This window comes from Actinomadura luteofluorescens (assembly GCF_013409365.1).
Lineage (GTDB): Bacteria > Actinomycetota > Actinomycetes > Streptosporangiales > Streptosporangiaceae > Spirillospora > Spirillospora luteofluorescens.
Genome location: NZ_JACCBA010000001.1, coordinates 8,212,036 through 8,232,379, shown reverse-complemented (window position 1 = coordinate 8,232,379; position 20,344 = coordinate 8,212,036). Strand labels below are relative to the sequence as shown.

The following is a 20,344-nucleotide window of genomic DNA, read 5'->3' as shown; positions in this document are numbered from 1 at the left end:
GGACGCCACCCATGACAACGATCCTGCGCATGACGGCCGGACGGCTGCTGACCCTCGTACCTATGGTGCTGGGCATCACGCTCTTCGTCTTCGTCGTGCTGCGCTTCTCCCCCAACGACCCCGCCTACAACGCCCTCGGCGAGGGGGCGACGCCCGAGGCGCGGCACGCCTACGCGGCCGCGCACGGGCTGACCGACCCGCTGCCCGTCCGCTACGTGCGGTTCCTGGGCGACCTGCTGCGCGGCGACCTCGGAGTGACGGCGCCGCCGAGCCGGTCGGTCACCGACGCGATCGGCACGGCGTTCCCGCTGACGCTGCAGCTCACCCTGCTGGCGGTGCTGGCCGGGGTGGTGTTCGCGCTGGCCCTCGGTGTGACCGCGGCGCTGTTCCGGGACCGCTGGCCCGACCAGGCCATCCGGGTGGTGTCGATGACGGGCGTCGCGATGCCCTCGTTCTGGCTCGGCATCCTGCTGATTCAGTGGTTCGCGCTGCGGCTCGGCTGGTTCCCTACCGGCGGGTACGTCAACCCGGCCGACTCGCTGAGCGGCTGGCTGCGCAGCCTCGCGCTGCCCGCGCTCGCCGTCGGGTTCCCGGTCGGGTCGCTGCTCGCCCGCGTCGTGCGCACCGCGATGGTCGAGGAGCTCGACCGCGACTACGTGCGGACCGCCGTCGGCGGCGGCCTGCCGCGCACGGTCGTGGTGGGGCGCAACGTGCTGCGCAACGCGCTGATCACTCCGCTGACCGTGCTCGGGCTGCAGATCGGCTACCTGTTGAGCGGCGCGGTCGTGGTGGAGGCGATCTTCGGACTGCCCGGCCTCGGCACCCTCATCATGCAGGGCGTGACGGCGGGCGACCCCGCCCTCGTCCAGGGCGTCGTGCTGTGCATCGCGCTGACGTTCCTCATCGTCAACCTGCTCGTGGACGTGCTCTACCTGTTCGCCAACCCCCGGCTGAAGGGAGCGACGCGATGACCGCGCTGAAGGCGGCCGGAGGCGCGCTCGGTCGGCTGCGGCCGGCCTCCCGCGCCGCGCTCGTGCTGCTGCTGATCGTCCTGGCCGCGCTCGCCGCGCCGCTGGTGGCGCGGCACGACCCGCTGACCACCGGGATCGCCGGCCAGGGCCCGTCGGGCGCGCACTGGTTCGGCACCGACCGGGTCGGCCGGGACGTCTTCGCCCGAGTCCTGTACGGGGCGCGCTGGTCCCTCGCCATCGGGCTCGGCGCCACCGCGCTGGCGCTCGTGGCCGGGGGGCTGCTCGGCGCCCTGGCGGCCACCGCGCACCGCGTCGTCGACGAGATCGTGATGCGCTGCCTGGACGTGGTCATGGCGTTCCCCGCGGTCGCGCTCGCGGCCGTGCTCGTCACCGTGTTCAGCACGAGCCTGCCCGTGCTGATCTGCACGATCGCGTTCCTGTACGTCCCGCAGATCGCGCGGGTGGTGCGCGCCAACGTGCTCTCCCAGTACGGCGAGGACTACGTCGCGGCCGAACGCGTCATCGGCGCGGCACGGGTCCACATCCTGCGGCGGCACGTCGTGGTCAACTGCGCGGCGCCGATCCTGGTGTTCTGCACGATCGTCGTGGCCAACGCCATCGTGTTCGAGGCGAGCCTGTCGTTCATCGGCGCGGGCGTGCAGGACCCGAACCCCTCGTGGGGCAGCGTCATCGCCTACGGCAAGTCCCTGGTGCTCGCGGGCGGCTGGTGGGCGACGTTCTTCCCCGGCCTGTTCATCCTAATCACGGTGCTCGTGCTGAACACCCTGTCCGAAGGGGTGTCCGACGCCTGGGCCGCGCCGGCGGGCCGGGCGCCCGGCGCGGAGCCGGAGACGGCGGACGACCGCCCGGCGACCGTGCGGGCGCCCGCCCGGAGCGAGATCGCGGACGCCGGGCTGCGGGAGGCCGGGCGGCGGCTCGCGGGCCGTGCCCGTCCCCTCCCGTACGGCGAGCCGCTGCTGCGCGTCGAGGACCTCACCATCGGATTCCCCGACCGCTACGGCGACATCGGCGTGGTCGACCGGGTCTCACTGGAGGTCCGTCCCGGCGAGGTTGTCGGGCTCGTCGGCGAGAGCGGCTGCGGCAAGAGCCTCACCAGCCTGGCGATCATGGGGCTGGAGCCGCGCGGCGCGCGGATCGGCGGCAGGCTGCTGTTCGACGGCCGGGACCTTCGCGCCATGCCCGCGCGCGAGCGGCGCGGGCTGCTCGGCCACGAGATGGCCATGATCTACCAGGACGCGCTGTCGTCGCTGAACCCGGCGATGACCGTCCGCGCCCAGCTGCGCCAGCTGACCCGGCGCGGCGGCACCCGGACCCCCGCCGAACTGCTCGACCTCGTCGGCCTGGACCCGGAGCGGACGCTGCGCAGCTACCCGCACGAGCTGTCCGGCGGGCAGCGGCAGCGGGTGCTGATCGCGATGGCCCTGTCGCGCGACCCGCGGCTCGTCGTCGCCGACGAGCCGACCACCGCGCTCGACGTCACCGTGCAGGCCGCGGTCATGCGGCTGCTGCTGCGGCTGCGTGCCGAGCTCGGGTTCGCGCTGATCCTCGTCTCGCACGACCTCGCGCTGGTCGCCGACGTCGCCGACCGGGTGGTCGTGATGTACGGCGGGCAGGTCGCCGAGACCGGTGTCACCGCGGAGGTCGTCGCCTCGCCCCGGCACCACTACGCCCGCGGGCTGCTCGGCGCCGTCCTGTCGCTGGAATCCGCCCGGGACCGCCCGCAGCAGATCCCCGGCGTCGTCCCGGCGCCGTCGCGGTTCCCGGCGGGCTGCCGGTTCACCGGCCGCTGCCCCGCGGCGACCGAGCTGTGCGCGGCGGCCCGCCCGAAGCCGTCCGGCGACCCCGAACGGCACGCGTTCGCCTGCCACCACCCGGCCGGCGAGCCCGCCGAACCGTCCGACCAGGTCTCGACCAAGGCGGGAGACGCACGATGACCACCCCTGTCGTGGAACTGCGCGACATCCACGTGCGGCTGCCGGTGCGCGGCGGCACCCCGTTCCGCCGCGACGCCGTGCACGCGCTGACCGGCGCCGACCTCGCCGTCGGGCGCGGCGAGACGGTGGGAGTCGTCGGCGAGTCCGGCTGCGGCAAGTCCACGCTCGCGAAGGTGCTGGTCGGGCTGGTCCGGCCCGCCTCGGGCACGGTCCGGTTCCAGGGCGAGGACCTCGGCGCGCTGAGCCGCCGCGAGCGCGCGACGCGGATCGGCGCGTCGGTCGGGATGGTGTTCCAGGACCCCGCCACCGCCCTCAACCGGCGGCTGCCCGTCCGGACGATCCTGCGCGACCCGCTGGACGTGCACGGGCGAGGCGCCCCGGCGGAGCGGGACGAGCGCGTCCGCGAGCTGATGTCCCTGGTCGGGCTGCCGCCGCACCTCGCCCCGGCGCTGCCCGGGCAACTGTCGGGCGGGCAGCGGCAGCGCGTCGCGATCGCCCGCGCCCTGGCGCTGGAACCGGCGCTGCTGGTCGCCGACGAGCCCACCTCCGCCCTCGACGTGTCGGTGCGGGCGCAGATCCTCAACCTGCTGCTCGACCTGAAGGACCGGCTCGGGCTGGCGATGGTGTTCGTCTCGCACGACATCCAGACCGTCCGCCGCATGTCCGACCGCGTGGTCACCATGTATCTCGGCCGCATCGTCGAGGAGGCGCCGGCCGCCGTGGTGGCCCGCGGCGAGACGTGCCACCCGTACACGCGGGCGCTGATGTCGGCGACGCCCAGCCTGCTCGACCCGATGGAGCCGATCCGGCTGGACGGCCCCGTGCCCTCCGCCGTGCACCCGCCGAGCGGATGCCCGTTCCGCACCCGCTGCTGGCGCGCCACCGACGCGTGCGGCGCCGCCATGCCGGGGTTCACGGCGGCGGCCGAACCCGCCCACCGGTACCGGTGCCTGCATCCCGTCACCGACCCGTCCCACCTCGCGCTGTCGACCGTTTCCCAGGAGATTCCGTGACCGTCGCTCCCACCGGCCCCCGCTTCGCGGACGGGCCGGCTGCTCCCGTGCTCGGCGGCGTCGTCCCGCCCGTCTGCACGCCGCTGACCCCCGAGATGGAGGTGGACGTCCCGTCCCTCGAACGGCTCGTCGACCACCTCGTCGGCGCCGGCGTGGACGGCCTGTTCGTGCTCGGCTCGACGAGCGAGGTGGCGTTCCTGCCCGACGCGCACCGGCGCACCGTCCTGGAGACCGTCGTCAAGCACGTCGCGGGACAGGTCCCGGTGCTCGGCGGCGCGATCGACATGGCAACGCTGCGGGTGATCGAGCACGGCCGGGCCGCCGCGGGCGCCGGCTGCGACGGCATCGTCGTGACCGCGCCGTTCTACACCCGCACGCACCCTGCCGAGGTCGAGGCCCACCTGCGCCAGGTGGCCGCGGCGGCGCCGGTGCCCGTGTTCGCCTACGACCTGCCGGTCTCGGTGCATTCGAAACTGGACCCCGCGATGCTGCTGCGCCTCGCGGCCGAGGGGGTCGTCGCCGGTGTGAAGGACTCCAGCGGCGACGAGGGCGGTCTGCGCGCCCTGCTGCTCGCGCTGCGGGACGAGGGCACGAGCGGGTTCAGCGTCCTGACCGGCACCGAGCTGACCGTGGACTCGGCACTCGCCATGGGCGTGCACGGGGTCGTGCCGGGCCTCGGCAACGTCGATCCTAAGGGGTACGTCCGGCTCTACCGGCACTGCCGCGCCGGACGGTGGGCCGAGGCCCGCGCCGAGCAGGAGCGGCTGCTGCGCCTGTTCGGCATCGTCGACGCGGGCGCGCCGGCCCGGATGGGACGCGGCTCGTCCGCCCTCGGCTCGTTCAAGGCGGCCCTGCACCTGCGCGGGATCATCGACTGCCCGATCACGGCCCCGCCGCAGATCCCGCTCGACGCGGCGGAGACCGAGCGGGTCCGGCGCGGGCTCGCCGCGGCCGGGCTGCTGTGACCGTGCCCGGCGCGGGGGCGTGCGCAGCCCTCGACATCGGCGGCACCAAGATCGCGGCGGCGCTGGTGGACGAGGGTGGAACGGTCCTGCAGCGTGCCCGCGTCCCCACGCCCGGCGGGGGCGGGGACGCCGTGCTCGCGGCGGCCGCCGAGCTCCTGGACGGCTTCACCGGTGTTCCCGTCCGAGCCCTCGGCGTCGGCGCGCCGGGCGTGGTGGACCCGGCGACCGGCACGGTCGTCGCGGCCACCGACATCCTGCCCGGATGGGCAGGCACGCGCGTCCGGGAGATCCTCGCCGAGTGCACGGGCCTGCCCGTCACGGTCGTCAACGACGTCCGCGCCATGGCCTGCGGCGAAGCGAAGGCGGGGGCCGCCGCGGGCCACCACCGGGTCCTGCACGTCTCGGTGGGGACGGGCGTCGGCGGCGCGCTGACCGTCGCCGGGGCCCTCGAACAGGGCGCGCACGGCACCGCCGGGGAGATCGCGCATTTGCTCGTCCCGGAACGGGGGACGGTGCCGTGCGGCTGCGGCAGGCGCGACCATCTGGAGGCCGTGGCGTCCGGCCCGGCCATCGCCGCCACCGGCGACGCGCCCCGCGCGGGCACACTGCTCGGCCGCGCGCTCGCCGGGCTGCTCGCCGTCCTGGACCCCGACGCCGTCGTGATCGGCGGCGGCGTCGCGCAGATCGGCGCCCCGTTCCTGGACGCCGTCGTCGCCGCGTTCCGCGCGGAGGCGCTGCCGCCGCTGCGCGCGACGCCGATCGTCCCCGCCCGCCTCGGCACCGACGCCCCGCTGGTGGGCGCGGCGCTGCTCGCGATGACTGCCACCGCACCCCGAGGGAGCCGCCGATGACCCCCGAGACCTTCGCCGCCGCCGTCGCCGGCCGGCTGATCGTGTCCTGCCAGGCCGGGGAGGGCCATCCGCTGCGCGACACCGCCGCCCTGACCCGGATGGCGCGGGCCGCCGCCGCGGGCGGCGCCGCCGCGATCCGCTGCGGTGGGGTCGGCGGCGTGCCCGACGTGGCCGCCGTCGCCGCCGCGGTGGACGTCCCGGTCATCGGCCTGACCAAGAACGGGACCGCCGGCGTCTTCATCACCCCCACGGTCGAGGCGGCCCGCGCGGTCACCGCCGCAGGCGCGCACGTCGTGGCCGCCGACGCCACGTTCCGCCCGCGCCCCGACGGCCGCGCCCTCGCCGCGTCCATCCAGGCCGTGCACGAGGAGGGGGCGCTGTTCATGGCGGACGTGTCCACCCTCGACGAGGGCGTCGCCGCCGCTGCGGCCGGGGCCGACGCCGTCGCCACCACGCTCTCCGGCTACACCCGTCCCCACCCACCCCCCGACGGCCCCGACCTCGGACTCATCAGCGAGCTTCGGGACGCACTGCCGGACGCGCTGATCGTCGCCGAGGGCCGGTACCACACGCCGGAGTCGGCGGCGACGGCGCTCGGCGCGGGCGCGACCTGCGTCGTCGTCGGCACCGCCATCACCGACCCTCAGTGGATCACGTCCAGGTTCGCCGCCGCGCTCGCGCCATCCTGACCGGCTGTGAGAACGGCCCGCAGGCCGGCGGCCTGGCGGAAGGCCCCGGTCCGCGCTGCCGAAACGCCGCCGAGCCCGAAGAAGCCGTGGGTCAGCGGCTGCCACCGGCGGTGGACCACCGGAGCCTCGGCGACGCGCAGGGCGGCGGCGTATGCGTCCGCCCTCGTCGCGCAGCACGTCGAACCCACTGTGGATCTCTGCGCGCCCCGATCCCGCGGGCGCCGCTCCTACGGTGCTTCCGAACCCCGGACGGCTTCGACGTCGGTGTTCTTGTCCGCAAGCGTGACCAGAGTCCAAGCCCCGGACGCCAGCCACCTGCGGAACGAAGCGACCACCCGGGTTTCCTTCGCGCCGTGGCCGTGCAGGCGGAGGCACCGAAAGCGCCGTTGAGGTATTGCTCGGCCGTCCGTGGCAAGTGGTGGGGCGCCCGGACAGCCCGCGCGGCCCTCGGCAGACGGGACGGTCGGAGCGATCAGAGATCGCGGGTGGGCTGGAGGCCGCACCGGGGTGGAACGGGGATGTCGTCGTCCAAGGCGATCGAGACGCTGTACGCAGAGTCGGCGCCGTGGGGCTCGTGGAAGATCGCGGCCTTGCCCTCCAGCCGTTCGAACAGCTAAACAGCGGGATGTCAACCATGGCGCATCCCCGGCCCTTGGCGCTGACTCAACTCAGCGCGTGGGTCTCGCCGACCGTCCGGGCCCTGCCCGCCGGTGAACAGCGCATCCACCCGTACGCCACCCTCCCGGCTCGCACGCTCGCGCGGGGGCGTCCGCCAGGCTCTCGATGCCCCCGGCGACGCGGCCCGTGACCGTGGTCTGGGTTCCGAGCGCGAACCCAGGGTGATCTCGACCCGCTACTTTTGCCCCACCGCTTGACACCAGGGCCGGCATCGCTCAGATCATGGAGAGGACCTGGCCGGGTCGGACGTAGTAGACCCAGGGGTTGTGGTTATGGGGGCCGTAGCCGGTGGTTCCGGCGAGCAGAAGGTAGGTCCCGGTGGGGATGCCGGGCCAGTCGTGAAACCACGCGTCCTGCCGGTTGCCGGTGGCGTCCCAGACGATGATCGCTTTGGCGCCGGTACTGGCACGCTGGTAGACGCGCTCGACATAGGCGAGGTGGCCGTCTCACCCATCCCGGAGGCGAACTTCCTGCACGGCCTGCTGCCGAAGGGCTCGGCGCTCGGCCTGCCGCGCTGAGTGCCTGCGCAGTGCCGTCCCGCCAAGCCAGAGCAGTGAGCCGAAACAGGCCCTAGAAGGCTATTGAAGATCTTGGTGTTTGGCCCCGCCGCGGACGCGGCGGGGCCAGTGTGTTGTGTTGTGGTGATGGGTGAGTGGGCTGGGGAGACGGTCGGTCCGGATGTGTGGGAGACGTGCCGGGAGTTGATCCCGGCGGGGAGCGTGTTCGCGTTCCTTGCCGAGCACCGTGGCGCGTTGTTCCCAGCGGGGATGTTCGCCGACATGTATCCCTCGGCGAACGGGCGGCCGTCGATGCCGCCGCAGATCCTGGCCGCGGCGATCACCTTGCAGGCCCTGCACGGGCTGTCGGACTTCGAGACGGTTCAGGAGTTGCGGTGTGACCTGCGGTGGAAGGCCGCCTGCGGGCTCGGCCTGCACGACACCGCGTTCGATGCCTCGCTGCTGGCCTACTTCCGCCGCCGGCTGGCACGCTCGGCCCAGCCCGACCGCGTGTTCGAGGCCGTGCGGGAGGTGGTGCGGGCCACCGGCCTGCTCACCGGCAGGCACCGCCGGGCGCTGGACTCCACAGTGCTGGACGACGCGGTCGCCACCCAGGACACCGTCACCCAGTTGATCGCCGCCGTCCGCTCAGTGATCCGCCACGTCCCCGGGGCGACCGAGGTCGCCGCGGCGGCGTGCACCGCGCACGACTACACCGACCCGGGCAAACCGCGCATCGCCTGGAACGACGAGCAGGCCCGCGCCGGCCTGGTGGACGCCCTGGTCGGTGACGCGCTGCGGCTGCTGGGCCATCTGCCCGAGCAGGAACTGGGCGAGGCGGCCGCCAACGCGGTGGGCCTGCTGGCCCTGGTCGCCGGGCAGGACGTCGAGCCGGCCGAGGGGTCCGACGGCCGCGACGGGCGCTGGCGCATCACCGACGGCACCGCCCCAGACCGGGTGATCTCGACCGTCGCCCCCGAGGCCCGGCACGTCCACAAGACCCGCAGCCACCGCCAGGACGGCTTCAAGGCCCACCTGGCCGTCGAACCCGAAACCGGCCTGTTCACCGCCGTGGCCCTGCGGCCCGGCGCCGGAGCCGCCCACCACGAGGCCCTCGTCGGCCTGGACCTGCTCGCCTGCGAGCAGGCACCGGTGGAGGTGTTCGGCGACACCGCCTACTCCACCGGCCAGGCCCGCCACGCCCTCACCACCGCCGGGCACCGGCTGTTCATCAAGCCCGCCCCGCTGCGGCCCGCCATCCCCGGCGGCTTCACCCTGGACGACTTCGCCATCGACACCACCGGGGGCACCGTGACCTGCCCCGCCGGGCACACCACCCCCTTATCGGACCCCGGCGGACGCCACCACCAGCGCAAAGCCACCTTCGGCAAACTGTGCACCGGATGCCCCCTGCGCGAGCGGTGCACCCAAGCCAAGACCGGCCGGATCCTCACCATCCGCCCCCACCACGACCTCCAAGCCGCCGCCCGCCGACAGGCGGCCGACGACCCCGCCTGGCAAGCCGACTACCGCCACTGGAGACCACCAGTCGAACGCGCCGTCGCCTGGCTCGTCCACCACGGCAACCGCCGCCTGCGCCACCGCGGCACCATCAAGGCCGACGCCTGGCTCCACACCCGAGCCGCCGCCCTCAACCTCCGCCGCCTGATCAACCTCGGACTCACCCGAACCAACCACACCTGGCATCTGTCCTCGGCCCAAGCCTGACCACACAGGGCTGTCCGGCCCACGGCCGGACAGCCCCTCACAAGATCTTCAGCAGTCTTCTAGGCCTACGCCGACCACGTCATCACGCCGATTTCTGCGTATCTCGTCACCGTGCCCCCGGTCAGGCAAGACGAAATCGGCAGCTGGACGTCAGGCGGGACGCCGTGCAGACGCTGCGGGTGGTTCTGGTGGGCCAAGGCGCCCCGCTTTCCGCGCCGGCGAGCCGAGTAACGGGAGTGATTTGGGCCGTTCAGGACCGGATTGCGCGCGATAAGTCGGCTGGGCCTCCGTCCGGCTGTGGGAGGACGGGACGGAGGCCCAGGTTGGTCACTTCGGCTCGGTGCCGTTTTGTGTCCAGGACGCGAGCCGGTCGAAGGCGGTCAGGAAGTCTGGTTCCATTGGCCGCACGAGCGTGGGAAACGCGGCGTTCAGACCATCGGTGTGGGTGCCGCCGGGCACGCGGTAGTAGCGGTGGAGGTCTCCGCGTCCGGCCTTCCGGACCATATCGGCGTACACATCGCCGGCCTTGCTGATCGGCGTCAGCACGTCGAGCGTGCCCTGGACGCTGATGAGAGGACGCAGAATCCGCCCTGTCAGCGAGACACGCCGCATGGCCGCGTACACTTCCCGCGGGCGGGAGCCGTAGTCGTAGTCAGTGTCGCATCCCGCGCCCGTGCCCTCAGCACAGAACGCTGTCCCCGCCTCTTTCGCACCGTCGTAGGACGGGTCTAGTTCCTCGCGCAGAATGCGCTGCAGGAAATCCCAGAGGTTCTTGTAGTGATAACCCCAGAGCGGCTCCGAGCCCGCCGGATATCCGGCGGCGAGCATCTCCTCGTGCGCTCCGGACTCGCCCGCCGCGTACCGGCGATAAGCGCGCAGGGCCGGCGGCAACGTCGTCAGCAGGCTCGGCCCTTCGGGGGTAAACAACACCGCGTTCCAATCGACGCCGCCCGTGTAGAGCCATGGGAATCGTTCGAGCTGGCCACGAACCAGATAACCTCCCGCGGACAGCCCCGCAGCGTAGGTGTAGCGCGGTGCATGACCGTACTTCTGCGCCGCTACGCGGTTGGCCGCCAACGTCAACTGAGCCATCCGAAGGTGCCATTCCTGAATGGCGTCACCTGGTCGGCGCCCGTCCTTGTAGATGGACGGCCCGGTGTTGCCCTTGTCCGTTGCCGCGAACGCGTATCCCCTGGCCAGGACATGGTCGCCGATAATGCGGTCGTTCGCGTATTGCTCCCGGACGCCGGGCGGACCACTGACGACGAGGCCGCCGTTCCAGCGGTGCGGCAAGCGGATGACGAACTGCGAATCGTGGTTCCACCCGTGGGTCGGATTGGTCTTGGACGAGTCCGGGAAATAGCCGTCGATCTGGATTCCGGGAACGCCCGACGGATTGACCGTCCCAAGAGCCTCCAAGCCCTCCCAGTCGGTCGGATCGGTGTACCCGCCCGGAACCGTCCCCGCCGTCGTGAGGTCCGGTAGGCACACCACGGTGGAACGCACGGCACCCGGAACCCGAAGCCCTCGGTCACCGCATTCCGAATCCGCCGCGGCGGCCGGCGCCGCCAGGGAGGCCAGCAGGACCGGGACGAGCATCATGGCACGCAACATCTCGAACACCTTCCGTGAGAGACATCACGCACCGTAATGAGCGTCGCCATTCGCGGATAAGTGCGAAACGGCCGGACCCGTGTAGGCCGAACGGCACATGACTTCTGGCCGGACTCCGTTCCGCCCGGCGGCTCGGCGCCCACGCCCCATGTAGTCTCCCCTCATGTCCTCGACGCGCCCGGTGCCCTGGGTGTCGCCCCTCCTCTGCCTGGCAGTACTGGCCGGAGGCGTGTACTACGCGCTCGTGGACGCCGACCCCTCTGCCCGACAGGCCGGATTCTCCGCGCTTCTGCTCCTGCTGATCGGACTCGACGTCCTCGAACGGCACATTCCAGCGGCCGTTCTCCTCATCACTCGAACGGCGCTCTATATCGCGGTCAACGCGCTCGACAGCTCCGGGGTCTCGCGGGTCCTGTTCGTGCTCATTCCGTTCAGCGCGTACTTCACCTTCGGACGGCGGATCGCGATCATCCTCGGCGCCTCCTGCGCCGCCGCGCTGCCGGTGGTGTTCACCATCCGGGTCCCGGGCTGGCAGACCCGCGCGGAGTACGTCTCCGACCTGGTGATGTTCGCCCTCGGCATCGTCCTCGCGATCACGATGGCGGCCGTCGCGGTCCGCGAACGGCAGGCCCGCGTCCGGCTCGAACAGGTCATGCAGGAGGTCGAGGCCCTATCCGCCGCCCAGGAACGCAACCGGCTCGCCCGCGAGATCCACGACAGCCTCGGCCACCACCTCACCGCGATCGCCGTCCAACTGGAGAAGGCCACCGCGTTCGCCGAACTCGACCCGCCCGGCGCCCGGGACGCCGTCGCCAACGCCCGCTGGTCGGCCGACCAAGCGCTCACCGAGGTCCGTCACTCGGTGCGCACGCTTGGCCGGCGGCCCTTCTGCCTCACTGACGCCCTCACCGAACTGATCGACCACCTCAACGGCGACCGCCTCACCATCACCCTCGACGTGACCGGCGAGGAAACCGGACGCCCGACGACCTCCCTCACCGCGCTCTACCGTGCCGCGCAGGAGGCCCTGACCAACACCTGCCGCCACTCCGGCGCCACCAACGTCCGGCTCTCCCTCGCCTACGACGACTCCGGGGCGAGCCTCACCGTCGCCGACGACGGCCAGGGTTTCGACCTGCGCGAAGGATTCGGACTACAAGGATTCGGACTACGCGGCATGCGCGAACGTGTCGCACAACTCGGCGGCTACCTCGACCTGGCGAGCACCCCCGCCGGCACCACGATCTCGATCAGGGTGTCCTGGTGAACCCCGTGCGTGTCCTCGTCGTCGACGACCAGGAACTGGTCCGCGAGGGAATCGCCTCCCTTCTCGGCATCCAGCCCGGCATCGAGGTGATCGGCACCGCGGCCGACGGCGCCGCCGCAGTCGACCTGGCCGCGTCCGCCGACGTCGTCCTGATGGACGTCCGCATGCCCGGCATGGACGGCGTCACGGCCACCACCGCGGTTCTCGGCCGCGCCCCGTCCTGCAAGGTCGTGATGCTAACCACGTTCGACGACGAGGAGTACATCGTCCAGGCCATGCGCGCCGGAGCGGCCGGCTACCTGCTCAAGAACCTGCCGGCGGCCGAACTCGCCGCCGCCGTCCGCCTCGCCTGCTCCGGCATCGCCCAGTTCGACGCGACGATCGCCCGCCGCCTCGCCGCCGCCCTCCCCGACCCCGGCCTGCTCACCCCCCGCGAGACCGACGTCCTGCGCCTCGTCGCCGCCGGCGCCACCAACAAGGAGATCGCCGCGCGCCTCTACCTGAGTGAGGGCACGATCAAGAACCACATCTCCCGCATCCTCCAGCGCCTGGGCCTGCGCGACCGCACCCAGGCCGCCCTCTACGCCCGCGACAACGACCTCCTCTAACCTGACGTCGCGGAAGTAACAGCGCGGCTGGAAGGTGACTGTTGTGCCATGCCCCATACCGCCTCGGCGTCGTCCTGCCCGTCACGAGTGCTGGGGTGTCGTTTGTCTCCGCAGGGGCGCAGCGGTTCGGGAGCGTCGGATTCACGCTCGGCTGTCTGGTCGGCGAGAGAGTACAGCGCGAATTATCGTGATCAATGCTCCGGTCGCCGCCACCGCGAAGGCGGCGAGTGCGGTAAGAACGGTGGGGCGCCTGGATCGAACGCGGCATCCTGAAGAGTTGCCATGAGAATGAGCGTTAGTAGCCAGAATCCGAGGGCGACGAACAGGAAGACGGCCGCGAGGGCATCCTTCTGCTGGCGCCAACTGGTCAGTGGCTGCTCGTAGTTCCGACGGATCGTGCGTCCTGCCCTGGACTAACTCAACAAACATCCCCACTCCACAAGCGTCCGCTTCCGAGGCCCGAAGATCTAGATCTACCCCGTGAGACAAACTGGCATCAAAGCACTATCTATGAGCTGATGGTGAGAATCGCGGATAGTTGCACTGATCCTGAATTGACGTATCGCGCTTTCCGGCTCCGGTGGCCGCCAGCGGCCTGACCTGGAGCAACGCGAAACACAGGGAGTGCCATACCCAACCTTAGGATCATCACACCACCGAAGGAGTACCGCAGTTGCGCAACGGGCCACTCGTTTCGTGATCTCTCGTAGCGGAACACGAACGCTGCATGGTCAGCGGTCGCTGCTGCTCGTTACTGTGGTCATCGTGGGCGAACCTAGCGCTGCTGGCAACGGCCGAGGGCGCGTGAAGCCTGGGGCTCTTCGGGCAGCGCGGGAGCCGCTATCGGGGCAGACTCACGGTGCTGCCCCCGGCAGCACCTCATACAGATCATGCAAGCAATGGAATGGTTACCTACACGGTCTACTCGCGCGGGGTTGCCACTGAGCGTACGAGCTATCATGCGGCTGTCCTAGTCGATGGAAGCACCTGCAGTCAGGTTGGCGACGGTGGCCGTCATACCCTCGGCCTGGTCAGAGGACAGGAAGGCGGCGGCGTTGGCGACCTGTTGCACCGTCAGGGGTCCCGGTAGCGGGCCGCCCCCTCCCACCTCGTCCAGCAGGCGTTCGAACGGCACGCCGAGCCGCTCGGCGGCGCGTTCCCACATCCCACGCGTGTGGGAACCGAGTTCCACTGCAGACTCCGGGATGCCATTCAATCGCAGACCGACTACACGGACACCGGACGGACCGAGTTCCATGGCCAACTGCCGGCACAAAGCTTCGGTCGCCGCCTCGGCCATCCCGAACGGTCCCGAGAGCGCGACCGGCATGCGGGCCATCGGTGGCGATACCGAGAGGATCACCCCAGCCCGCGCCTCGAGCATATGCCGCGCCACGGCCCTAGCGGTCACGAAGTTGGTACGTAGGTAGGCGGTGATCGGGTCGAGGAACTCCTGCGCCGACATGGCCATCAGGGGTACTCCTTGGTCTCCGACGTCGATCCCCACCATGTTGATGCAGATGTCGATACGTCCCGCACGGTCGGCAACAGCAGCGGCATGCTGGTCCACTGCCTGTTCGTCGAGCGCGTCAACCTGCGCGGTGTGAGCGCTCATCCCCGTTGCGGCCATGTCCGCGGCAACCCTGTCAAGCTTGGCCTGGGTGCGCCCGGCTAGATGAACCGTCGCACCCTCCCTAGCGAAGGTGCGGGCGACGGCTCCCCCGATCGCTCCTCCGCCTCCGTAGACAATGGCGTTCTTTCCTTCGAGCAGCATGGGTCCTATCCTCCTGTTGTGGTGTATGAATGGTTCGTTGGGTTGGGTCACAGAGCCTCCGGCAACTCGAAGGCGGCAAAGGCTTTGGAGCCGAAGATCGTGACGTCCGCGACGAGTTCGCCCTCGACGCGTAGCACGGCCAGGGCGAAAGCTCGGAAGTCCGATGCACCGGGGTTGCTGACGTAGGTGGCGACGGCAGGCTGCATATTCGCTCTGGTTGGGATGAAGCGCAGATCTTGCGCGTCAGGCCCGTGCAGAATCGGCGCCCACGCCTCGATGACCGCCTCGCGGCCCTCGAACCAGACGGGTTCCGCCCCGGTGTGTCCTCCGGATCCGCCCTGGTGGCCGACCTTGGCATCCTCACACAGCACTAGTGCGACGGCGTCTTCGTCGGCGCGCTGCAGTGCGTCCATATAACGCTGCACGACGGCTCGCTCCACGTCCCCGGCATCGGTTGCCGACGTCCATTCGAGCCGGTGCTGCGGCAGATGTGTACGCATGGTAAGGCGAGCGCGCTGGAGGCCGCTGGTGACCGAGGGGACGCTCACCCCCAGCAACTCCGCGGTCTCTCTCGCCGACCAGCCCAGTACGTCCCGCAAGATCAGCACCGCGCGCTGGCGGGGCGTCAAGTACTGGATGGCCGCCAGGAACGCCAACTCGATGGTTTCCTTGGCAATGAACACCGTCTCCGGCTCATCCTGGTCAGACGGGATCTCCTTCAGCAACCCGTCAGGATACGGCTGCAGCCACGGCACCGCCGCCGGCGGAGGGACGCTCCCCCGTTCCCGGCCGGCCGCGGTCAGGAGCGGGCGTGGGTGCAGTGAAAGGAAGTCCAGGCACGCATTGGTCGCGATCCTGTAGAGCCACGCCCTAAACCCGGGACCGCCCCGGAAACCCTCCCGGCCTTGCCAAGCGCGAAGGAAGGTTTCCTGGACCAGGTCCTCAGCCTCGTCAAAGGACCCCAGCATCCGGTAACAGTGCACATGCAGTTCTCGCCGGTGACTCTCGACCAACCCGGCGAACGCCTCCTGGTCGCCTGCCTTCGCCCAAGCGATGGCCTGGCTGCGCGTACGGTCATCCACAGTCATCCTCCGTGTCGGTGCTCTGCTGTATAAGACGCCGAAACGGGGCTTTTCTAATCGCACCCAACGTAGTTTTTTGGTTACGTATGGCGAGACATCGCCTGGCGAGCATCCGCACCTTGTTCCAGCCGGGCGATCTCTCCACAGACCTCACCGGATGGCCAGGTCGAAGGTGTGGCCCTTTGGCGACTCTGGCGGTCGCCAGGCGCGCTGCTCGTGGACGCCCTGACCCTGCTGCCCGCCCTGGCCGCCCGTCAGCTCTGCCGCTCGCTGACCTCGATGGCCGGCTGGGCGATCGGGTGCGGGCTCCTGTTCAACCTGGGCGGGTTCGCGCTCGCCCTGCTCTTCGATCTGCCGCCGGGCCCGGTCCTGGTCTTGTTCGGCGGCGCACTGACCCTACTGATCCACCTCGTACCGAAAGCGAGAGCCTGACCCATGAACTTCCTCGACAGGTTCCACCGGCACCGACGCGGCGCGGCACGCCTGGCCGCTGTCGTCACGGCGGCCTCCGTCCTCGTGGCGTGCGGCTCATCGGGCGGAACCGAAGACGGCGCCGCCTCCGGAGAGGGCGGGCCCCGGGTGGTCGCCGCCTCCACCTGGGAGGCCGCGTTCGCTCGTGCGGCCGACGCCCGGGACGTCGACGTCATCGTGCCGCCGGGCATCAGCCACCCGCCGGACTACGACCCCAAGCCGTCCGACATCGCCAAGGTCGCCGGTGCCGACTTCGTGCTGTACGCCGCCTTCGAAGGCTTCGCCCCCAAGCTCAAGTCCGCCGCCGGCTCCAAGGCCGAGATGGTCGAACTCCAGCTCGACAACTCCCCGAACATCGTCAGAAAGGAGGTGACCAGGCTCGGCAAGGAGTTCGGCACCGCCGCCCAGGCGAGCAAGTGGCTGACCTCGTACGACGCCGCCTACGCCGCCGAGAAGCAGAAGGCCGCGGCCGCCTATGACAAAGCGGGGAAGCCTCCCGTGGTCGCCCAGGCTTCGTCGGCTGGGCGGCGGAACTGCTCGGCGCCGAAGCCGTCGGCACCTACGGGCCGCAACCCCCGACCGCCTCTCAGGTCGCCGGCCTCGCCGCCAAGAAGCCCGGCCTGGTCCTGGACAACTCCGCGATGCCCGGCGCCGACGCGCTGTCGTCCATCAAGGCCAAGCGCGTCACCGTCGTCAACTTCCCCGACCACAGGCTGGACCTGCTGTCGGTCTACCGGACCACCACCGCCGCGCTCACCGCGGCACTAACCGGATGATCCCGCAGTTCCTGCAAACCCTCGATGTACGCAAAGCGGACCCCATGAACTACCGACCGGCTCCGGCGCGGCCTACGTCGTGAGCAGCCTTGACCATCGCCGGGCGGCCTGTCATCGGAGCCGGGGGAATGGGAACCCGGGCGGACACCCAGCTCGGTGACCGTATGGACAGAGAACGCCCCGCCCGAGCGCACACCAGCACGACCCGGGGGCAAGGGGGCGTCCACCGTCAACGCGACACCCCCAAACATCATCTCGCGACCCAACCTCAGCGGTCGCCGTAGCCAAAAGCGCTGCGGGGGCGGATCAACGAGCGCTCCTTCGTATAGTGTGGGTATCCGGCGAGGGAGGGCGCCACCGGGTCCGCGGGCAGGACAGAGTCCACCTCCATATCTCCACGCAAGGCCGTGACGATGACGATCTCTTCGGCCCCGCATGCGGACCACGGGGTGACGAGGGAGACGTCATGCGCGATCTGCCGGCCCGTCCCGACCTGGACCAGCTCCGCCACCAGGCCAAGGAACTCCTGCGGGACGCCCAGCAAGGCGACAGCGAAGCCACGGCGCGGATCCACACCGTCTCGCACCAGACCATCCTGGCCTCCGCCCAACTCGCGCTCGCCCGTGAACACGGTTTCACCAGCTGGACGAAGATGAAGCTGGAAGTCGAGCGCCGGGACGTACTCAACAGCCGGGATCTGTCCCGGCTGACAAAACTGCTCGCCCTGCATCCGGAAATGGCCACCAGCCACCTCGAACGCTGGGCCGACCACGCCCACGAAGAGCCACTCGGCTACGTCACGATGATGCGCTTCAACCACGACTGGCTCGGCCTGCCCGACGAACTGCCCGGCACCGGCGCCATCGCCAGGGCCCTGATCGAGGCGGGTGCGCCGGTCAACGGGCGCCCCGGCGACCCCGAAACCCCGTTGATCACTGCCGCCAGCTACGGCGACGCCGAGGTCGCCGGTGTGCTTGTCTCCGCCGGCGCCGACCTTGAGGCCGTCTCCGCCCCCGACTCCGGAGGCGTCCCCGGCGCCACCGCCCTGGTTCACGCCGCGGTCTTCGGGATGACCGAGGTCCTAGACGTCCTGGTGGCCGCGGGCGCTCGCGTTCACGACCTAGAGACCGCCGCCGCCGCGGGAGACATCGCCGCCTGGCCGCTGGCGCGGTGCACCCCGCAGAGCAGGCTCCGCGCACTGACGTTCGCCGCCGACCACCAGCGTCTGGACGTCATCGACGAACTCGTCGCCGCCGGAACCCCGATCAACGAGGCCGACGCCGAATGGGGACGGCTCCCCCTGCACACCGCCGCGGGCAACGGCAGGCCCGAGGCCGTCCGGCGGCTTCTCCGCCACGGCGCCGACCCCGACCTACGCGACCCCGTGCACCGGCGCACCGCCCTGCAGACATGCGAGCCGCCCAACAGGCCCGCCCACAGCCCCGCCCACGACCAGGTCGCCGCCATGTTGCGGCCGGTCACCGGAGTCAGCCGCCCGCGTCGATCCCGAGCGGAGCCCGCCGGCATCCAGATCCGCATCGAGGCGTCCGACCTGCCCGGGCGAGAGTGGGCGCCCACCCCCGACATGCCCCCGTACCGCAACATCCATGTCGGCATCCAGCAACGCCAGCGCCCCAACGAACCCCTGGACCTACACCCCGGCGACGCCGCCACCGCCACATGGACCTTGAACGCCACCGCTGTCTCCAGCCCCACGGGCATCGACATCAAAGGCCCCCACATCCACGGCACACCAGGAAAGCGGTTCATCTACCTCACCTGGGGCACGGTCGACCACACAGGCGCCTTCACCATGTTCCGCCGAGCGAAACTGATGCTCGACGCCGTTGACACCGCCACCCTCCAAACCGCTCGCCGCTACGGGCGTCTCATCACCAGGCTCCGGCTCACCGACCCCCACGGCCAGCCGCTGTGCTCCACAGTCCGGCCGCCATTGGTCGACTGGACCGCCAGCACCGCCGGATAAGGTCCCGCAGCACAACCACAGACGACATGTGCGTGCCGGGTGCGCTCGCGGGGCGGCCGACCCTGCTTCGATCACGTCCTGTGCACCCGTCTGACCGGTTCCCAACCAGGAGGCCATATGAACCTGAACCTGTCACGACGTCAGGCGCTGCAAGCGACAGCGGTTGCACTAACAAATGGAGCACTCAGCGCCTGCAAACTAAGCAGAGTGACCACCCTGACGAGGGCCGGACCGCTCCGGCAGTAGTGGGTTCCCAGTCGTTGCGCATGCCTGCTGAACCTCACCCTCACCAGCACACCTTCATGGCTTGGCCTACCCGGCAGGTCTGGAAATCGCATGTGGCCGAGGTTCGGGAAGATATCGCAAGGATCGCCAGAGCGATCGCCGAGTTCGAGCCGGTGGTCCTTCTGGCCAATCGTCGAGACGTCAAATCCGCCCGGCACTCATGCGTTTCGGAGATCGATGTCGTGTCGATCCCGGTAGACGATCTTTGGGTGCGGGACACCGGACCGAGTTTCGTACTGGGGCCCGGCAGCATCGCCGGGATCGATCTCAACTTCAACGGCTGGGGCGACAAGCAGATTCACGACCATGACCGGCAGGTCGCCCGCGAGATCCTCACCGGCGAGCGTATCGAGCGTATCCAGGCGCCGATAACCGGTGAAGGCGGAGCCATCGAGGTCGACGGCCAGGGCACCCTGGTTGCGACCGAAAGTTCTCTGGTCAACGCGAATCGCAATCCCGGAAGATCACGCGAAGACATCGAAGCCGCATTGAAGACCACTCTAGGTGTCACCAAGGTACTTTGGGTCGAAGGCGTCAAAGGCCACGACATCACCGATTACCACATCGACGCTCTGGCACGGTTCACCGAACCAGGCGTCCTAGTCATGAGCACTCCAAACGAGAATGCGCCGTGGGTCAAGGTCTACGACCAGGCCCATGGCGTCTTGGGCCAAGCCCTTGACGCCCATGGGAAACTACTGGAGATCGTAGAGTTGCCCGAGCCAGTCGACATCGGCGCCCGCGGGCAGGATTTCCTGGCTAGCTACGTTAACTACTACGTGGTCAACGATGGCGTCGTCATGCCATGCTTCGGGGACCGGAAGGCTGACGCCAACGCCGCCTCCATTGTGCGTGACCTTTACCCGGGCCGCAAGGTCGTGCAATTTCCGGTTGACGCCCTCGCTGAAGGCGGAGGCGGTATTCACTGTGCCACCCAACAGATGCCGAGACGAATCTGAACTCTACAATGGGCATAACCAACCGGTCGACTGATGGCGGGTGTGGGGTTGAGGGCGGCCCCTGTGGCGGTCTAGATCAACCACAAGCGGATAGAGCGGGTGATGCGCGAACGGCATCGCCGTGCTGCGGCTGCATCGCAAGGTCCGACCATTATGTTCTTATATCCGTCACGG

Annotated in this window: 17 protein-coding genes and 1 pseudogene; 15 read left to right on the top strand and 3 right to left on the bottom strand. The window is 70.3% G+C overall.

The window, feature by feature from the left end; translation table 11 throughout:
* Positions 1–11: 11 nt before the first annotated feature.
* The 8 genes from BJY14_RS37945 (at position 12) to BJY14_RS37910 (ending at position 9,347) form a co-directional block, all read left to right on the top strand.
* The gene (locus BJY14_RS37945; RefSeq protein WP_179848007.1) at positions 12–971 is read left to right on the top strand and encodes an ABC transporter permease; all 960 of its coding nucleotides are present in this window, start codon (positions 12–14) and stop codon (positions 969–971) included.
* Positions 968–2,926, top strand: a complete 1,959-nt coding sequence (locus BJY14_RS37940) for a dipeptide/oligopeptide/nickel ABC transporter permease/ATP-binding protein (RefSeq protein ID WP_179848006.1) — start codon at positions 968–970, stop codon at positions 2,924–2,926. The genes BJY14_RS37945 and BJY14_RS37940 overlap by 4 nt, the downstream gene beginning before the upstream one ends.
* The gene (locus tag BJY14_RS37935; protein ID WP_179848005.1) at positions 2,923–3,939 is read left to right on the top strand and encodes an oligopeptide/dipeptide ABC transporter ATP-binding protein; all 1,017 of its coding nucleotides are present in this window, start codon (positions 2,923–2,925) and stop codon (positions 3,937–3,939) included. The genes BJY14_RS37940 and BJY14_RS37935 overlap by 4 nt, the downstream gene beginning before the upstream one ends.
* Complete coding sequence (locus BJY14_RS37930) at positions 3,936–4,904, top strand: dihydrodipicolinate synthase family protein (protein WP_218905769.1); 969 nt, start codon at positions 3,936–3,938, stop codon at positions 4,902–4,904. Before BJY14_RS37935 ends, BJY14_RS37930 begins: the two co-directional genes overlap by 4 nt.
* A 2-nt stretch (positions 4,905–4,906) precedes the next feature.
* Positions 4,907–5,755: an ROK family protein gene (locus BJY14_RS37925; RefSeq protein WP_179848004.1), complete on the top strand. Its 849-nt coding sequence runs from the start codon at positions 4,907–4,909 to the stop codon at positions 5,753–5,755.
* The gene (locus BJY14_RS37920; protein ID WP_179848003.1) at positions 5,752–6,444 is read left to right on the top strand and encodes a putative N-acetylmannosamine-6-phosphate 2-epimerase; all 693 of its coding nucleotides are present in this window, start codon (positions 5,752–5,754) and stop codon (positions 6,442–6,444) included. The genes BJY14_RS37925 and BJY14_RS37920 overlap by 4 nt, the downstream gene beginning before the upstream one ends.
* Before the next feature lie 1,016 nt (positions 6,445–7,460).
* Positions 7,461–7,640, top strand: coding sequence for a hypothetical protein (locus tag BJY14_RS37915; RefSeq protein WP_179848002.1), 180 nt, complete (start codon positions 7,461–7,463; stop codon positions 7,638–7,640).
* Between the two features lie 126 nt (positions 7,641–7,766).
* The gene (locus BJY14_RS37910) at positions 7,767–9,347 is read left to right on the top strand and encodes an IS1182 family transposase (RefSeq protein WP_179848001.1); all 1,581 of its coding nucleotides are present in this window, start codon (positions 7,767–7,769) and stop codon (positions 9,345–9,347) included.
* Positions 9,348–9,674: 327 nt separating this feature from the next.
* Here the strand turns inward: BJY14_RS37910 and BJY14_RS37905 are convergent, their stop codons facing one another.
* The gene (locus tag BJY14_RS37905) at positions 9,675–10,970 is read right to left on the bottom strand and encodes a tannase/feruloyl esterase family alpha/beta hydrolase (RefSeq protein ID WP_512770961.1); all 1,296 of its coding nucleotides are present in this window, start codon (positions 10,968–10,970) and stop codon (positions 9,675–9,677) included.
* A 154-nt stretch (positions 10,971–11,124) separates the two neighbouring features.
* Between BJY14_RS37905 and BJY14_RS37900 the strand changes: the two genes are divergently transcribed.
* Both BJY14_RS37900 and BJY14_RS37895 read left to right on the top strand, forming a co-directional pair.
* Positions 11,125–12,228: a sensor histidine kinase gene (locus BJY14_RS37900; RefSeq protein ID WP_179848000.1), complete on the top strand. Its 1,104-nt coding sequence runs from the start codon at positions 11,125–11,127 to the stop codon at positions 12,226–12,228.
* Positions 12,225–12,836 carry a response regulator gene (locus BJY14_RS37895; protein WP_179847999.1) on the top strand — a complete coding sequence of 204 codons (612 nt, stop codon included), beginning with the start codon at positions 12,225–12,227 and terminating at the stop codon, positions 12,834–12,836. Before BJY14_RS37900 ends, BJY14_RS37895 begins: the two co-directional genes overlap by 4 nt.
* Positions 12,837–13,806: 970 nt before the next feature.
* Here the strand turns inward: BJY14_RS37895 and BJY14_RS37890 are convergent.
* Together BJY14_RS37890 and BJY14_RS37885 are read right to left on the bottom strand one after the other, a co-directional pair.
* The gene (locus BJY14_RS37890) at positions 13,807–14,610 is read right to left on the bottom strand and encodes an SDR family NAD(P)-dependent oxidoreductase (RefSeq protein ID WP_179847998.1); all 804 of its coding nucleotides are present in this window, start codon (positions 14,608–14,610) and stop codon (positions 13,807–13,809) included.
* 47 nt (positions 14,611–14,657) lie between these two features.
* The gene (locus BJY14_RS37885) at positions 14,658–15,692 is read right to left on the bottom strand and encodes an RNA polymerase subunit sigma-70 (RefSeq protein WP_312879623.1); all 1,035 of its coding nucleotides are present in this window, start codon (positions 15,690–15,692) and stop codon (positions 14,658–14,660) included.
* A gap of 174 nt (positions 15,693–15,866) precedes the next feature.
* On the opposite strand from BJY14_RS37885, the gene BJY14_RS37880 reads away from it, so the two are divergent.
* From BJY14_RS37880 to BJY14_RS37865, 5 genes and pseudogenes are all read left to right on the top strand, one after another.
* A complete protein-coding gene (locus tag BJY14_RS37880) occupies positions 15,867–16,124 on the top strand; it encodes a metal ABC transporter permease (protein ID WP_312879622.1) in 258 nt (85 codons plus the stop codon).
* Positions 16,125–16,127: 3 nt separating this feature from the next.
* A pseudogene (locus tag BJY14_RS47865) lies at positions 16,128–16,439 on the top strand (hypothetical protein); the annotation flags it as partial.
* A gap of 365 nt (positions 16,440–16,804) precedes the next feature.
* Positions 16,805–16,939, top strand: a complete 135-nt coding sequence (locus tag BJY14_RS46925; protein ID WP_281382164.1) for a hypothetical protein — start codon at positions 16,805–16,807, stop codon at positions 16,937–16,939.
* A gap of 466 nt (positions 16,940–17,405) precedes the next feature.
* Complete coding sequence (locus BJY14_RS37870; protein ID WP_179847996.1) at positions 17,406–18,926, top strand: DUF5990 family protein; 1,521 nt, start codon at positions 17,406–17,408, stop codon at positions 18,924–18,926.
* Between the two features lie 26 nt (positions 18,927–18,952).
* Positions 18,953–20,170, top strand: a complete 1,218-nt coding sequence (locus tag BJY14_RS37865) for an agmatine deiminase family protein (RefSeq protein WP_312879621.1) — start codon at positions 18,953–18,955, stop codon at positions 20,168–20,170.
* The last annotated feature ends 174 nt before the right edge of the window (positions 20,171–20,344 follow it).

What these genes read in the sequence shown, in the direction of transcription:
- BJY14_RS37900 (WP_179848000.1), top strand. Translation starts at nt 11,125, where the DNA reads ATGTCCTCGACGCGCCCGGTGCCCTGGGTGTCGCCCCTCCTCTGCCTG.
- BJY14_RS37870 (WP_179847996.1), top strand. Translation starts at nt 17,406, where the DNA reads ATGCGCGATCTGCCGGCCCGTCCCGACCTGGACCAGCTCCGCCACCAG.
- BJY14_RS37945 (WP_179848007.1), top strand. Translation starts at nt 12, where the DNA reads ATGACAACGATCCTGCGCATGACGGCCGGACGGCTGCTGACCCTCGTA.
- BJY14_RS46925 (WP_281382164.1), top strand. Translation starts at nt 16,805, where the DNA reads ATGCCCGGCGCCGACGCGCTGTCGTCCATCAAGGCCAAGCGCGTCACC.
- BJY14_RS37935 (WP_179848005.1), top strand. Translation starts at nt 2,923, where the DNA reads ATGACCACCCCTGTCGTGGAACTGCGCGACATCCACGTGCGGCTGCCG.
- BJY14_RS37890 (WP_179847998.1), bottom strand. Translation starts at nt 14,610, where the DNA reads ATGCTGCTCGAAGGAAAGAACGCCATTGTCTACGGAGGCGGAGGAGCG.
- BJY14_RS37910 (WP_179848001.1), top strand. Translation starts at nt 7,767, where the DNA reads ATGGGTGAGTGGGCTGGGGAGACGGTCGGTCCGGATGTGTGGGAGACG.
- BJY14_RS37865 (WP_312879621.1), top strand. Translation starts at nt 18,953, where the DNA reads ATGTGCGTGCCGGGTGCGCTCGCGGGGCGGCCGACCCTGCTTCGATCA.
- BJY14_RS37940 (WP_179848006.1), top strand. Translation starts at nt 968, where the DNA reads ATGACCGCGCTGAAGGCGGCCGGAGGCGCGCTCGGTCGGCTGCGGCCG.
- BJY14_RS37920 (WP_179848003.1), top strand. Translation starts at nt 5,752, where the DNA reads ATGACCCCCGAGACCTTCGCCGCCGCCGTCGCCGGCCGGCTGATCGTG.